This window comes from Pseudomonas proteolytica (genome assembly GCF_007858275.1).
GTDB lineage: Bacteria > Pseudomonadota > Gammaproteobacteria > Pseudomonadales > Pseudomonadaceae > Aquipseudomonas > Aquipseudomonas proteolytica.
On record NZ_VFEV01000030.1, the window covers coordinates 19721 to 35036 of the forward strand.

Genomic DNA, 15316 nt, shown 5'->3' on the forward strand with positions numbered 1-15316 from the left:
AATCAGAGGCCAACATGTACATCTATCGCTTGGTCCTGCTGTTGGTCGTCGGGATCTACCTGTTTTCTCCCGCCATCATGGACTGGTGGATCGACGCCACGGGCGCCTGGTATCGCCCCTATCTGCTGTGGCTGATCCTGATCGTCGTGACCTTTATCCTGCAGAGCCAAAAAGATGCCGATGAGCTTTAGCCTGACCCAGATGCTGCTGATCAGCGCCGCCTACCTGGCGGCGCTGTTCGGGGTGGCCTGGATCAGTGAGCGTGGAATGATCCCGCGGGCGATCATTCGCCACCCGCTGACCTACACCTTGTCGCTGGGCGTGTATGCCAGCGCCTGGGCGTTCTATGGTACGGTGGGCCTGGCCTACCAGTACGGTTATGGGTTTCTTTCCAGCTACCTCGGGGTGTCCGGGGCCTTCCTGCTGGCGCCGGTGTTGCTGTACCCGATCCTGAAGATCACCCGCACCTACCAGTTGTCGTCGTTGGCCGACCTGTTTGCGTTCCGCTTTCGCAGCACCTGGGCCGGCGCGCTGACCACCATTTTCATGCTGATCGGCGTACTACCGCTGCTGGCCCTGCAAATCCAGGCCGTGGCTGACTCCATCAGCATCCTCACCCATGAACCGGTGCAACATCGGGTGGCCCTGAGCTTTTGTGCGCTGATTACCCTGTTCACGATTTTTTTTGGCTCGCGGCATATCGCCACCCGGGAAAAACACGAAGGCTTGGTGTTTGCGATTGCCTTCGAGTCGGTGATCAAGCTGATCGCTATCGGTGGCGTGGGCCTGTACGCGCTGTACGGGGTGTTCGACGGCCCGCAGCAACTCGAGCTGTGGCTGCTGCAAAACCAGACCGCCCTCGCCGCCCTGCACACCCCGTTGCAAGAAGGCCCATGGCGCACGCTGTTGCTGGTGTTCTTTGCCTCCGCCATCGTCATGCCGCACATGTACCACATGACCTTTACCGAGAACCTCAACCCGCGCTCGCTGGTCAGCGCCAGTTGGGGCTTGCCGCTGTTCCTGCTGCTGATGAGCCTGGCAGTACCGCTGATCCTCTGGGCCGGCCTGAAACTGGGGGCCACCACCAACCCGGAATATTTCACCCTCGGTATCGGCATCGCGGCCAACAGTAAGTCCCTGGCATTGCTGGCCTACGTCGGCGGCTTATCGGCGGCCAGTGGCTTGATCATTGTCACCACCCTGGCGCTGTCGGGCATGGCCCTCAACCACCTGGTGCTGCCGCTTTACCAGCCGCCTGCCGAAGGCAACATCTACCGCTGGCTGAAATGGACACGCCGCGCGCTGATCGTAGCCATCATCATGGCCGGCTATGGCTTCTACCTGCTGATGGCGGCCGAGCAGGACCTGGCCAACCTCGGAATCGTGGCCTTCGTCGCCACCTTGCAGTTCTTGCCGGGGGTTCTGTCGGTGCTGTACTGGCCGACCGCCAATCGACGCGGGTTCATCGCCGGGCTGCTGGCGGGGATCCTGGTGTGGCTGGTGACTATGCTGCTGCCGCTGGTGGGCAATCTGCAGGGCTTCTATATCCCGCTGCTGAACATGATCTACGTGCTGGATGACACCAGTTGGCACATGGCTGCCATCGCCTCGCTGGCGGCCAACGTGCTGATGTTCACCCTGATTTCCCTGTTCACCAACGCCAGCCCCGAAGAAACCAGCGCTGCCGAAGCCTGCGCGGTGGATAACGTGCGCCGCCCGCAACGCCGCGAACTGCATGCGGCATCGCCCCAGGAGTTCGCCACCCAACTGGCCAAGCCCCTGGGCGCCAAGGCCGCACAAAAGGAAGTGGAGCAGGCACTGCGCGATCTGTACCTGCCCTTCGATGAGCGCCGCCCCTACGCCCTGCGCCGCCTGCGCGACCGCATCGAGGCCAACCTGTCGGGGTTGATGGGCCCCAGCGTGTCCCAGGACATGGTGGAGACTTTCCTGCCCTACAAGGCCGGCGGCGAAAACTATGTCACCGAAGATATCCATTTCATCGAGAGCCGGCTGGAGGACTACCACTCGCGCCTCACCGGCCTTGCCGCCGAACTCGACGCCCTGCGCCGCTACCACCGCCAGACCCTGCAGGAACTGCCCATGGGCGTCTGCTCCCTGGCCAAGGACCAGGAAATCCTGATGTGGAACAAGGCCATGGAAGAGCTTACCGGCATCGCCGCCCAGCGCGTGGTGGGCTCGCGCCTGACCACCATCGCCGATCCGTGGAAGGAACTGCTGCAGGGCTTTATCAACCTGCCGGACGAACACTTGCACAAACAGCATCTGGCCCTCGACGGCCAGACGCGCTGGCTGAACCTGCACAAAGCGGCGATCGACGAGCCCCTGGCCCCCGGTAACAGTGGCCTGGTATTGCTGGTCGAAGACCTGACCGAAACCCAAATGCTCGAAGACAAACTGGTGCACTCCGAGCGCCTGGCCAGTATCGGGCGCCTGGCGGCCGGGGTGGCCCACGAGATTGGCAATCCGATCACCGGTATCGCGTGCCTGGCGCAGAACCTGCGCGAAGAGCGCGAAGAGGACGACGAAATCACCGAAATCAGCGGGCAGATCCTCGAACAGACCAAACGCGTCTCGCGCATCGTGCAATCGCTGATGAGCTTTGCCCATGCCGGCGGCCACCAGAATCACGATGAAGCCGTGTGCCTGGCCGAAGTCGCCCAGGATGCCATTGGGCTGCTGGCCTTGAACCGGCGCAATTTCGAAGTACAGTTCTATAACTTGTGCGATCCGGAACACTGGGTGGTCGGCGACTCACAACGCCTGGCCCAGGTGTTGATCAACCTGCTGTCCAATGCCCGCGACGCGACACCCGCCGGCAGTGCGGTAAGGGTCAAGAGCGAGGCTTTCGAGCACACGGTCGACCTGATCGTGGAGGACGAAGGCAGCGGTATTCCACAGAACATCATGGACCGATTGTTCGAACCCTTCTTCACCACCAAGGACCCTGGTGAAGGTACCGGTCTGGGCCTTGCACTGGTCTATTCCATCGTTGAAGAGCATTATGGACAAATCACCATCGACAGCCCGGCTGACACCGAAAGCCAACGCGGCACCCGTATTCGGGTGACCTTGCCGCGTCATGTCGAAGCGACGTCCGCTGTGAACTGAGACCGTCGAGAGAATTGAATCAATGCCGCACATTTTGATCGTCGAAGACGAAACCATTATCCGCTCTGCCTTGCGTCGCCTGCTTGAACGTAATCAGTACCAGGTCAGCGAAGCCGGCTCGGTGCAGGAAGCCCAGGAGCGTTTCAGCATTCCCACCTTTGACCTGATCGTCAGTGACCTGCGCCTGCCTGGCGCACCGGGCACCGAACTGATCAAGCTGGGCCAGGGCACGCCGGTGCTGATCATGACCAGCTACGCCAGCCTGCGCTCCGCCGTCGACTCGATGAAGATGGGCGCGGTGGACTACATCGCCAAGCCTTTCGATCACGACGAAATGCTCCAGGCGGTGGCTCGCATCCTGCGTGATCGTCAATCGGCCAGCAGTGCCCCGGCGGAACGGCCGGCCGGCAAGGCCGCCAGCGACAAGCCCGGGGTCGACAACAGCAATGGCGAAATCGGCATCATCGGCTCCTGCCCGCCCATGCAGGACCTGTACGTCAAGATCCGCAAGGTTGCGCCCACGGACTCCAATGTATTGATCCAGGGCGAGTCCGGTACCGGCAAGGAGTTGGTGGCCCGCGCCCTGCACAACCTGTCCAAGCGTGCCAAGGCGCCGATGATTTCGGTGAACTGCGCGGCAATCCCTGAATCCCTGATCGAGTCCGAACTGTTCGGCCATGAGAAAGGTGCCTTTACCGGTGCCAGCGCCGGACGCGCAGGCCTGGTAGAAGCGGCGGACGGCGGCACGCTGTTCCTCGACGAAATCGGTGAATTGCCCCTGGAAGCCCAGGCGCGCCTGCTGCGAGTGTTGCAGGAAGGCGAGATTCGTCGGGTCGGCTCGGTCCAGTCGCAAAAAGTCGATGTGCGTCTGATCGCCGCGACTCACCGCGACCTGAAAAGCCTGGCCAAGATCGGCCAGTTCCGCGAAGACCTGTACTACCGCCTGCACGTGATCGCCCTCAAGCTGCCGGCCTTGCGTGAACGCGGCGCCGACGTCAACGAGATTGCCAATGCGTTCCTGTTGCGCCAGAGCGCACGGGTCAACCGTACCGACCTGACGTTCGCGGCCGACGCCGAACAGGCCATCCGCCACTATTCGTGGCCAGGCAACGTGCGCGAGCTGGAAAACGCCGTGGAACGCGCGGTAATCCTTTCGGAAAGCCCGCAGATCTCCGCAGAGCTCTTGGGCATCGACATCGAACTGAGCGACCTGGACGATGACGACTTCATTGGCCTGGCACCCCAACAGGGCGGCAGTAACACCAGCCATGAGCCCACGGAAGACTTGTCCCTGGAAGACTACTTCCAGCACTTCGTCCTGGAACACCAGGACCACATGACCGAGACCGAACTGGCGCGCAAATTGGGCGTCAGCCGCAAATGCCTGTGGGAGCGGCGCCAGCGCCTGGGCATTCCAAGGCGCAAGACCGGGGTTGCCAGCGAAAGCTGAGGCCAACTCACATGGGGTAACACCCCAAACGTGAAAAAACTGTTACCTCAGATATTCACGTAACAAAAAGCCGGGGCTTACGGTAACGAAGCCCCGGCTTTTTTATGCCCGCCAAACCCACCAGATCCCACCAAACCCCTTGTTTTGCTGGGGTTTGCAAAAGTTGGCACGCACCCTGCTATATGCTTAGTACAAGAACAATAAAAAGCACCGTACACACACAATAAAAATAAGACGAATCGACTCACGCACAATAAAAACAACACGGCGGAGGCGCAGCTAACTGATTCTTTTGGAGAGGCGTTGCATTTGGGGCTTGCCCCGCAACCAGGCCGAGAACAACAAAAACTGCCCTAAGGCAGAGCCTGAACTGGTTGGATCATTGATCATCGCAACACAGCGACCAAAGCAATCCGTTTGCTCTTGACTCCCGATTGGGAGTGTCATGAAGGTCAAATCTCATGACGAGGGCGATCAACAAAAACAAGAAGCCCGAAATCAATAATAAAAATAGAGCACGCAACTACTTTCTGGGGGAGCTTCGGCTCCCCTTGTAGTTTCTGCGATTTGAGCGTCAACCGGCCTCATTTAAGCATCTGGCTCACGGCTTGCAGCTAGTTCCTACACCATCCCCTGACTAAATGCTAGAATCCCGGCCCATCATGCGGTCATTCTTCGTTATGGCCGAACATTCCTTCAAACAGTGCATCCCATGCTGAAGAAGTTGTTCCAGTCATTCCGTTCCCCCTTGCGTCGTACGCAACACATTCGCAGCACGCCTGAAGTGCTCAACAGCAATCAACATTCGCTGCAGCGCGCCCAGTTCAGCCGTTATGCGGTGAACATCGTCGAACGCCTGCAGAACGCTGGCTACCAGGCCTACCTGGTCGGCGGCTGCGTGCGCGACATGTTGCTCAACATCACCCCAAAGGATTTCGACGTCGCCACCAGCGCCACGCCTGAACAAGTGCGTGCCGAGTTTCGCAACGCGCGGATCATCGGCCGGCGCTTCAAATTGGTGCATATCCACTTTGGTCGCGAGATCATCGAGGTCGCGACCTTCCGCGCGGGCCACCCGCAAAACGATGAAGAGGAAGACAGCAACCAATCTTCCCGCAACGAAAGCGGACGCATCCTGCGGGACAATGTTTACGGCACCCTGGAAGAAGACGCGCAACGTCGCGACTTCACCATCAATGCCCTCTATTACGATCCGGTCAGCGAGCGCATCCTCGATTACGCCAACGGCGTGCACGATATCCGCAATCACCTGATCCGCCTGATCGGCGACCCCACGCAGCGCTACCAGGAAGACCCGGTGCGCATGCTGCGGGCCGTGCGGTTTGCCGCCAAGCTGAACTTCGGTATCGAGAAACACACAGCCGCGCCGATTCGCGAACTGGCTCCGATGCTGCGGGAAATCCCCTCGGCGCGCCTGTTCGAAGAAGTGCTCAAGCTGTTCCTGTCCGGGCATGCCGCCGACACGTTCGAAATGCTGGTGGACCTGCAGTTGTTCGACCCACTGTTCCCGGCCAGCGCCGATGCACTGGAGCACAACCCGACGTACACCCACACCCTGATCAGTGAAGCCTTGATCAACACTGACCTTAGGATCAAACAGAACAAACCGGTGACCCCGGCCTTCCTGTTTGCTGCCCTGCTCTGGCCTGCGTTGCCAGCCCGGGTGCTGCGCCTGCAGAACCGTGGCATGCCGCCAATTCCAGCGATGCAGGAAGCCGCCCACGAACTGATCGCTGAACAGTGCCAGCGCATCGCGATCCCCAAGCGTTTCACCATGCCGATCCGCGAGATCTGGGACATGCAGGAGCGCCTGCCACGCCGCAGTGGCAAACGTGCCGACCTGCTGCTGGACAACCCGCGCTTCCGTGCCGGCTATGACTTCCTGCTGCTGCGCGAAAGCGCCGGCGAGCAGACCGATGGCCTGGGCGAATGGTGGACCGACTACCAGGACGCCAATGACAGCGAACGTCGCGAGATGATCCGTGAGCTCAGCAGCAAAGGCGAAGCCACTGGCGACGGGCCGAAGAAACGCCGCCGCAGCAGTGGCAGCAAACGCAAGCGCAGTGCCGCCGACACCTCTGGCGAATAAGCACGGTGGAGCGTATCTACATCGGTATGGGCAGCAACCTTGCTGCCCCGCAACAGCAGTTGCGCGACGCCCTCAAGGCGTTGGCGCAATTGCCGAACACCACATTCGCGGGTGTTTCTGCCTTCTATCAAAGTGATTCCCTGCTTAGCGGCCAGCCGCGCTACACCAATGCCGTGGCGGCGCTGGACAGCACGCTTGCGCCGCTGGTACTGCTGGATGCGCTGCAGGCCATCGAGAACGATCAGGGCCGCGAACGCCTTGAGCGCTGGGGGCCACGCACCCTGGACCTGGATATCCTGCTGTTTGGTGATCGCCTGATCGACGAGCCGCGCCTCAAGGTGCCTCATTACCAAATGCATCTAAGGGCTTTTGTGCTCTATCCACTTGCCGAATTGGCGCCGTCCACTTTAAAACTGCCTGACGGCCGCCTACTCAGCGAAGTGCTCGGCGAATGCCCGTTCGTCGGCCTCGAACGCCTGCGGTTGTAGGAGCGAGCTTGCTCGCGAAAATCGTCAATATAAATGCAGGCGGCCTGATTAAACGCGTTGTCTAGATGTTCTTCGCGAGCAAGCTCGCTCCTACAATCGCATCAGTAACAGCGGTAACACCCCGCTCGTAACAATGCGGTAACACATCCAATTGACTTCCCGAGTCCTCCTCACGACTATAGGCGTCCCGCTGCCGCCAACCCGGCGCTGAAGGGCGCAATCCAGGCCTTATAAGCACTGCTCTGAAGAAAGTGCGCCTGTATAAACGAAGACTCACGCGCGTTACTCGCTGTTTCCAAGCGCCTGAACGAGGACCCTTTTCATGCCAGACATTACCCTGACCACTTTGCAGAGCCTCAAACTCAAAGGTGAAAAAATCGCCATGCTGACCTGCTATGACGCCACGTTCGCCCAGGCCTGCTGCCAGGCCGGCGTCGAGGTGTTACTGGTAGGTGACTCCCTGGGCATGGTTCTTCAAGGGAATGACAGCACCCTCCCCGTCACCACCGATGAGCTCGCCTACCACACCGCCAGCGTCAAGCGCGGTAACGAGGGCGCGTTCATCATCGCCGACCTGCCGTTCATGGGTTACGCGACGCTGGAGCAGACGTTCCAGAACGCCGGCAAGCTGATGCAGGCCGGGGCACATATGATCAAAGTGGAAGGTGCCGTGTGGCTCGCCGAGTCGATCCGCCTGCTGGCTGAACGCGGCGTGCCGGTATGCGCGCATATGGGCCTCACGCCACAGTCGGTGAACATCCTCGGTGGCTACAAGGTCCAGGGCCGCAATGAAGCCCAGGCGCGGCAGATGCGTGCCGATGCCATCGCCCTGGAGCAGGCTGGCGCCGCGATGATCGTACTCGAATGCGTGCCAAGCGAACTGGCGCAAGAAATCACCCAGGCGGTGAAAATCCCGGTGATCGGCATTGGTGCGGGCAGCGCGACTGACGGCCAGGTCCTGGTACTGCACGATATGCTGGGCCTGAACCTCACCGGCCGCGCACCAAAATTCGTGAAGAACTTCATGGCCGGCCAGGACAACATCCAGGCTGCACTGAGCACCTATGTCGCCGAAGTCAAAGCCGTTACCTTCCCAGGCATCGAACACGGATTCTCTGCATGAACACCGTCAAAACCCTGCGCGAACTGCGAGCCGCCGTCACCCACGCGCGTAGCGCCGGCAAGCGCATCGGCTTCGTGCCCACCATGGGCAACCTGCATGCCGGCCACGCTACGCTGGTAACCCGCGCCGCCGAGCAAGCCGACTTCGTGGTGGCGAGCATTTTCGTCAACCCACTGCAGTTTGGCGCCGGCGAAGACCTGGACAAGTACCCACGCACCCTCGCCGCCGACCAGGAAAAGCTGCTGGTGGCAGGCTGCAACCTGCTATTTGCCCCTACGGTTGACGAGATGTACCCCGGCGGCATGACCGTGCAGACTCGGGTCAGCGTGCCGCAATTGTCCGAAGGCCTGTGCGGCGCCAGCCGTCCGGGCCACTTCGAGGGTGTGGCGACCGTGGTGAGCAAGTTGTTCAACATGGTCCAGCCTGACCTGGCGGTATTCGGGCAAAAGGACTATCAGCAACTGGCGGTGATCCGCGCCATGGTGCGCGACCTGAACATGCCGATCCAGATTATCGGCGAACCCACCGTGCGCGCCGAGGACGGCCTCGCGCTGTCCTCGCGCAACGGTTACCTGAGCGAAGAACAGCGCGCCATCGCCCCGGTGCTGTACCGCAGCCTTTGCCAGATCGCCACCGCGATCCAAGCCGGCGACCGCGACTTTGCCAAACTGCGCGCCGAACAGATCCAGCACATCGAGGCCGCCGGCCTGCGGATGGACTACCTGGAAGTTCGCCAGGGCCAGCACCTGCGCCCTGCAACTGTCGAGGATCGTGATGTGGTGATCCTCGTTGCCGCTTACCTGGGCGCGACCCGGCTGATCGACAACCTGCACCTCACGCTCCCCGCCTGATCCTGGCGATACTCCACTGTAGGAAAGGCTTGTGTGGGAGCGGGCTTGCCCGCGAAGGCGTCGGGTCAGCGACAAATGCATCGACTGACAGTCTGCAATCGCGGGCAAGCCCGCTCCCACACAAAGCGGCTCCCACAGTGGTTTGGTAGCCCCCCTCAGGCCCCGGTATAAAAAAGTACCGGCCTCTGCACAGACAAAGCCAAGACATATCGACACGCTAGGTTTAATGTAATCGCCCGGCGTTATAGTAAGCGCTGTCTGGAACCCAATCCTTGATACAAGACTGGACGTTCCGGGTTTAGAAGTGTCCTAAAGGCAGTCCCAGCAATAAAAAGGAAACCCGCAGCGATGGCGTACTACCGCACTCCCCATGACGTTACCGCTCTGCCCGCTTGGCAAGCGCTCAATCAACATCGCCAGGCCATGCAGGATTTCAGCATGCGCGAAGCGTTCAATGCCGATCCCCAGCGCTTTACCCAGTTCACTTTGAGCAGCTGCGGGCTGTTCCTCGATTACTCGAAAAACCTGATTACCCCTGAAACACGCGACCTGCTGGTGGGCCTGGCCAACGAAGTCGATCTCAAAGGTGCGATCAAGGCGCTGTTCGACGGCGAGCCGGTCAACTCTTCGGAAGGTCGTCCGGCGCTGCACACTGCACTGCGCCGCCCGGTGGGCGACAAGTTGTCGGTCAACGGCACCAACATCATGCCCGACGTGCACAAGGTGCTGAACCAGATCACCGATCTGGTGGGCCGCATCCATGATGGCCTGTGGCGCGGCTACACCGAAAAACCAATCACCGACGTGGTCAACATCGGCATCGGTGGCTCGTTCCTCGGCCCGGAGCTGGTCTCTGAAGCGCTGTTGTCCTACGCCCACAAAGGTGTGCGCTGCCATTACCTGGCGAATATCGATGGCAGTGAGTTCCACGAACTCACCCAGAAGCTGCGCGCCGAGACCACGCTGTTTATTGTCTCGTCGAAATCCTTCAACACCCTCGAAACCCTGAAAAACGCCCAGGCCGCCCGCGCCTGGTACCTGGCCCAGGGTGGCTCGGAAGCCGAGCTGTATCGCCACTTCATCGCCGTGTCGAGCAACAACGCGGCGGCCGTGGCCTTCGGTATCCGTGAAGAGAATATCTTCCCGATGTGGGACTGGGTCGGCGGCCGTTACTCGTTGTGGTCGGCCATCGGCTTGCCTATCGCCCTGGCGATTGGCATGTCCAACTTCAAGGAACTGCTGTCTGGCGCCTACTCCATGGACCAGCACTTCCAGAACACCCCATTCGAGCAGAATATGCCTGTGCTGCTGGGTCTGCTGGGTGTGTGGTACGGCAATTTCTGGGGCGCTCAGAGCCATGCGATCCTGCCGTACGACCACTACCTGCGCAACATCACCAAGCACCTGCAACAACTGGACATGGAATCCAACGGCAAAAGCGTACGCCAGGACGGCAAGCCGGTTGCGGTCGACACGGGCCCGGTGATCTGGGGCGGCGTGGGCTGCAACGGCCAGCACGCTTACCACCAGTTGCTGCACCAGGGCACCCAACTGATCCCGGCCGACTTCATTGTGCCGATCGTCAGCTTCAACCCGGTCTCCGACCATCACCAGTGGCTGTATGCCAACTGCCTGTCCCAGAGCCAGGCGCTGATGCTCGGCAAGACCCGCAGCGAAGCCGAAGCCGAGCTGCGTGACAAAGGCATGGCCGAGGAAGAAGTACAGAAACTGGCGCCACACAAAGTCATCCCTGGCAACCGCCCGAGCAACACCCTGGTGGTCGAACGGATCAGCCCGCGACGCCTCGGCGCACTGGTGGCGATGTATGAGCACAAGGTGTTCGTGCAGAGCGTTATCTGGGGCATCAACGCTTTTGACCAATGGGGCGTTGAGCTGGGCAAGGAGCTGGGCAAAGGCGTCTACAACCGCCTGACAGGCGCTGAGGAAACCTCGGCCGAAGATGCCTCGACCCAGGGCCTGATCAACTACTTCCGTGGTCGTCACCGCGGTTGAAGTGATCGGCACTACAATCAGGGATTGAACCTGCACAAGCGCCCTTGTGTAGGAACTGGCTTGCCAGCTCCTGCACAAGGGTCAGCCTTGAGCTCTTGTATCTATAACAAGAAGAGGGATCCCTTATGTTCGATATCAGCCAGTTTCCCCATGCCGATGCCGTGCGCCGTGCCGCACAACTGGGCCAAGAGGACTATCAGCGCCTCTATCGTCAATCCATCGATCACCCCGATATCTTCTGGGCCGAACAGGCCAAGGCCTTGCTCGACTGGATCACGCCCTGGCAGACCGTCCAGCACTGCGATATCCACACCGGCGCCGCCCAGTGGTTTGCCGGCGGCCAGTTGAACGTCAGCTATAACTGCATTGACCGGCACCTGGCGCAACGTGCCGATCAGCCGGCCTTTATCTGGGAAGGCGACGATCCTGCAAAATCTTCCAAAATCACCTACCGCCAACTTCATCAAAACGTCAGCCGCCTGGCCAATGTGCTGAAAAGCCGTGGGGTGAAGAAAGGCGATCGGGTGTGTATCTACATGCCGATGATTCCCGAGGCCGCCTACGCGATGCTGGCCTGTACGCGGATTGGCGCGGTGCACTCGGTGGTGTTTGGCGGGTTTTCACCGGATGCCTTGCGCGACCGCATTCTGGATGCCGACTGCCGCACGGTGATCACTGCCGATGAAGGCGTGCGCGGCGGCAGGCCCGTGGCACTGAAACAGAATGTCGACAAGGCCTTGGCCAGTTGCCCAAATGTCACGACGGTACTGGTGGTGGAACGCACGGGCGCTGCGGTGGCCTGGACCGAGGGGCGCGACCTCAAGTATCAACAGGCTGTTGACGCGGTCAGCGGCGAATGCCCGCCCGAGGCAATGGATGCCGAAGACCCGCTGTTTATCCTCTATACCTCCGGCAGCACCGGCAAGCCCAAAGGCGTGTTGCACACCACCGGTGGCTACCTGCTGCAAGCGGCAATGACCTTCAAGTACGTGCTCGACTACCGCGAGGGCGAGGTGTTCTGGTGCACCGCCGACGTCGGCTGGGTCACGGGCCATAGCTATATCGTGTACGGGCCACTGGCCAATGGCGCCACCTCCCTGATGTTTGAGGGCGTGCCGAGTTACCCGGACAGCTCGCGCTTCTGGCAGGTGATCGACAAGCATCAGGTGAATATCTTCTACACCGCGCCCACCGCCTTGCGGGCCCTGATGCGTGAGGGCCATGGCCCGCTGGAGAACACATCCCGGGCCAGCCTGAGGTTGCTCGGCAGTGTCGGCGAGCCGATCAACCCGGAAGCCTGGGAGTGGTATTTCAATGCCGTCGGCGAACAGCGCTGCCCGATTGTCGATACCTGGTGGCAGACCGAAACCGGCGGCATCATGCTCAGCCCGCTGGTCAGCGCCCAGCGCATCAAGCCTGGCTGCGCCACCCAACCGATGTTTGGGGTGCAGCCGGTATTGCTCGACGAACAGGGTAAGGAAATCAACGGCGCCGGCAGTGGCGTCCTGGCGATCAAGTCCAGTTGGCCGGGGCAGATCCGCAGCGTGTATGGCGACCCACAGCGGATGATCGATACCTACTTCAAGCCCTACCCCGGCTACTACTTTACCGGCGACGGCGCGCGGCGCGACGAGGATGGCGACTACTGGATCACCGGGCGTATCGACGATGTGATCAACGTGTCCGGCCATCGCATCGGCACCGCCGAGGTGGAAAGCGCGCTGGTGCTGCATGACAAGGTGGCCGAGGCCGCCGTCGTCGGCTATCCCCATGACCTCAAGGGCCAGGGCATCTATGCGTTTGTCACGCCGATGAATGGCGTCGAGCCCAGCGACGAGCTGAAAAAGCACCTCTTGGAACTGGTCAGCAAGGAAATCGGTAGTTTCGCCAAGCCCGAGCTGATCCAATGGGCGCCGGCCTTGCCCAAAACCCGTTCAGGCAAGATCATGCGACGTATCCTGCGCAAGATCGCTTGCAATGAGCTGGACAGCCTGGGCGATACCTCGACCCTGGCCGATCCGAGCGTGGTCGACGGCCTGATCGACAAACGCCTGAACCGATAGGAACCCCCAAGCCACCATGGAATTTCTGCGCAACCGTATCGAATCCCAGTTGATGAGCCTGACGGGCCTGTCCCTCGGCAATCTGGACCTGGAGAGCCCCAAGGGCGACCCAGGGCTGTTCGGGCCGGACTCGGTAAGCTGGAAGGTCCATGGTGACTTCAGCAGCATGCTGATCGGTGGCATCAGCGCCTTGATGTTGCAGGCGCTGCATCCCCTGGCGTTGGCCGGCGTGTGGGACCATTCGAATTTTCGCCAGGACATGCTCGGGCGTTTGCGCCGCACTTCGCAGTTTATTTCCGGTACCACCTTTGGCTCGCGCCGCGACGCGTCATGGCTGATCGAAAAGGTGCGCACCATCCACCTGCAAGTGGTCGGGCATGCGCCTGACGGGCGTCCTTATGCGGCCAGCGATCCCGAGTTACTGACCTGGGTCCACGTCGCCGAAGTCAGCAGCTTTCTCGCGGCGCACCTGCGCTACAAAAACCCGGATTTATCGCCCAGGGATCAGGACCGCTACTACAGCGAAATAGCCCTGATCGCCGAACAGCTGGGAGCTCGGCATGTGCCGCGCTCACGGCAGGAAATTTCGGATTATCTGCAGCGGATTCGCCCACAACTGCTGTGTGACGAACGCAGCCGTGAAGTGCTGCGCCTGCTGCTCAACGCCCCGGCACCCAGCACCCTGGCCAAGCCGTTCGGCGCGCTGATGATGCAAGCGGGTATTGATCTGCTTCCGGACTGGGCCAACGACATGCTTGGCCAACAACAAAGCCCACTGCAACGCCAACTGATCCGCACTGGGGTCAGGCGTAGCGCGCCACTGCTGCGCTGGGCAATGCGCAACGGCTCGGTGCAGCGCGCCCACAGGCGCATGGGCCTGCTGTAACGCAGCTTTGTAGGAGCGGGCTTGCCAGCGAAAATCGTCAACGCTGACGCAACACGCCTGAAGAAACGCGGCGATGTCGAGTTTTTCGCGGGCAAGCCCGCTCCTGTAAAAGCCGGGACCCACAGGAGCTGTTAAACTTGCGCGCTTAAATTCCCCAGCAAGGCGCGCTCCATGTCGTCCCTGAATCAGGCGCTGCGCGCCGCCCTCGATCACCGCCAAGACCTGCTCGCCGAGCTGCATGCCCAAGGCACCGATTGCTATCGGTTATTCCATGGCAGCCAGGAAGGCGCCGGCGGCTTGACCATCGACCGCTACGGCCCGCAATTGATGGTGCAGAGCTTTCACCAGGCGCTGGACAGCGATGCACTGCTGCAATTGCACCTGATGATCAACCAGTACCTGGGGCTTGAATTGTTGCTGGTCTATAACGACCGCTCCCGAGGCAACTCGCGTATCGACCGCGAAGACACCGTATACCGCGCCGAGCCCGCCGCCCTGGAAGACCTGGTCGGCCATGAGTGGGCCCTGAACTATCGCGTGCGCGGCCGCCATCCTGGGCAGGACCCGCTGCTGTTCCTGGACCTGCGCAACACCCGCGGCTGGGTCAAGGCCCACAGTGCCGGCAAAAGCGTACTTAACCTGTTTGCGTACACCTGCGGCGTCGGCCTCAGCGCAGCGGCTGGTGGGGCCCGTGAGGTGTGCAACCTGGATTTTGCCGAGGGCAACCTGGCAGTCGGCCGCGAGAACGGCGACCTGAACCCACAATTGCCGCCCATGACGTTTGTACAGTCCGATTACTTTCCGGCCATCCGCCAACTGGCCGGGCTGCCGATCACCCAGCGTCGCGGGCAAAAACTGCCGAGCTACCCGCGCCTGGAACCACGTCAATATGACCTGGTGCTGCTCGACCCGCCGGCCTGGGCCAAGAGCGCCTTTGGGACCGTGGACTTGCTGCGTGACTACCAGAGCCTGCTCAAGCCGGCATTGCTGGCCACCGCACAAGATGGCGTGCTGATCTGCTGCAACAACCTGGCAAAAGTCAGCATGGACGACTGGCGCGAGCAGGTCTTGCGCTGCGCTGAAAAGGCCGGCCGACCTGTACGCGACTGGAAAGTGATGACACCCGGTGCAGACTTTCCCTCACAAGACCAACAGCCCCCACTGAAGACCTTGATCCTGCAACTGTAGGATTGTCCTGAAATG

Annotated in this window: 11 protein-coding genes; all 11 read left to right on the top strand. The window is 60.9% G+C overall.

Annotated features, from left to right (window positions below):
* Positions 1–14 precede the first annotated feature (14 nt).
* The 11 genes from FIV38_RS20390 (at position 15) to FIV38_RS20440 (ending at position 15301) form a co-directional block, all read left to right on the top strand.
* Entirely contained in the window at positions 15–191 is a 177-nt protein-coding gene (locus FIV38_RS20390) for a hypothetical protein (RefSeq protein ID WP_003176118.1), read from the top strand.
* Positions 175–3129: a sensor histidine kinase gene (locus FIV38_RS20395; RefSeq protein ID WP_029298944.1), complete on the top strand. Its 2955-nt coding sequence runs from the start codon at positions 175–177 to the stop codon at positions 3127–3129. Before FIV38_RS20390 ends, FIV38_RS20395 begins: the two co-directional genes overlap by 17 nt.
* A gap of 22 nt (positions 3130–3151) precedes the next feature.
* Positions 3152–4579, top strand: a complete 1428-nt coding sequence (locus FIV38_RS20400; RefSeq protein ID WP_029298946.1) for a sigma-54-dependent transcriptional regulator — start codon at positions 3152–3154, stop codon at positions 4577–4579.
* A 712-nt stretch (positions 4580–5291) separates the two neighbouring features.
* On the top strand, positions 5292–6689 hold the full coding sequence (locus FIV38_RS20405) for a polynucleotide adenylyltransferase PcnB (protein ID WP_029298948.1): 1398 nt from the start codon (positions 5292–5294) through the stop codon (positions 6687–6689).
* A 5-nt stretch (positions 6690–6694) separates the two neighbouring features.
* Positions 6695–7177 carry a 2-amino-4-hydroxy-6-hydroxymethyldihydropteridine diphosphokinase gene (gene folK, locus FIV38_RS20410; protein WP_092233383.1) on the top strand — a complete coding sequence of 161 codons (483 nt, stop codon included), beginning with the start codon at positions 6695–6697 and terminating at the stop codon, positions 7175–7177.
* Between the two features lie 322 nt (positions 7178–7499).
* Positions 7500–8300 carry a 3-methyl-2-oxobutanoate hydroxymethyltransferase gene (gene panB, locus FIV38_RS20415; RefSeq protein WP_092233379.1) on the top strand — a complete coding sequence of 267 codons (801 nt, stop codon included), beginning with the start codon at positions 7500–7502 and terminating at the stop codon, positions 8298–8300.
* The gene (gene panC / locus FIV38_RS20420) at positions 8297–9151 is read left to right on the top strand and encodes a pantoate--beta-alanine ligase (RefSeq protein ID WP_029298955.1); all 855 of its coding nucleotides are present in this window, start codon (positions 8297–8299) and stop codon (positions 9149–9151) included. Before panB ends, panC begins: the two co-directional genes overlap by 4 nt.
* Before the next feature lie 348 nt (positions 9152–9499).
* Complete coding sequence (pgi, locus tag FIV38_RS20425; protein ID WP_029298957.1) at positions 9500–11164, top strand: glucose-6-phosphate isomerase; 1665 nt, start codon at positions 9500–9502, stop codon at positions 11162–11164.
* 125 nt (positions 11165–11289) lie between these two features.
* The gene (gene acs / locus FIV38_RS20430; RefSeq protein WP_092233376.1) at positions 11290–13227 is read left to right on the top strand and encodes an acetate--CoA ligase; all 1938 of its coding nucleotides are present in this window, start codon (positions 11290–11292) and stop codon (positions 13225–13227) included.
* 16 nt (positions 13228–13243) lie between these two features.
* Positions 13244–14113: an oxygenase MpaB family protein gene (locus FIV38_RS20435; RefSeq protein WP_029298961.1), complete on the top strand. Its 870-nt coding sequence runs from the start codon at positions 13244–13246 to the stop codon at positions 14111–14113.
* Positions 14114–14284: 171 nt separating this feature from the next.
* Positions 14285–15301 carry a class I SAM-dependent rRNA methyltransferase gene (locus tag FIV38_RS20440; RefSeq protein ID WP_092233373.1) on the top strand — a complete coding sequence of 339 codons (1017 nt, stop codon included), beginning with the start codon at positions 14285–14287 and terminating at the stop codon, positions 15299–15301.
* Positions 15302–15316 lie beyond the last annotated feature (15 nt).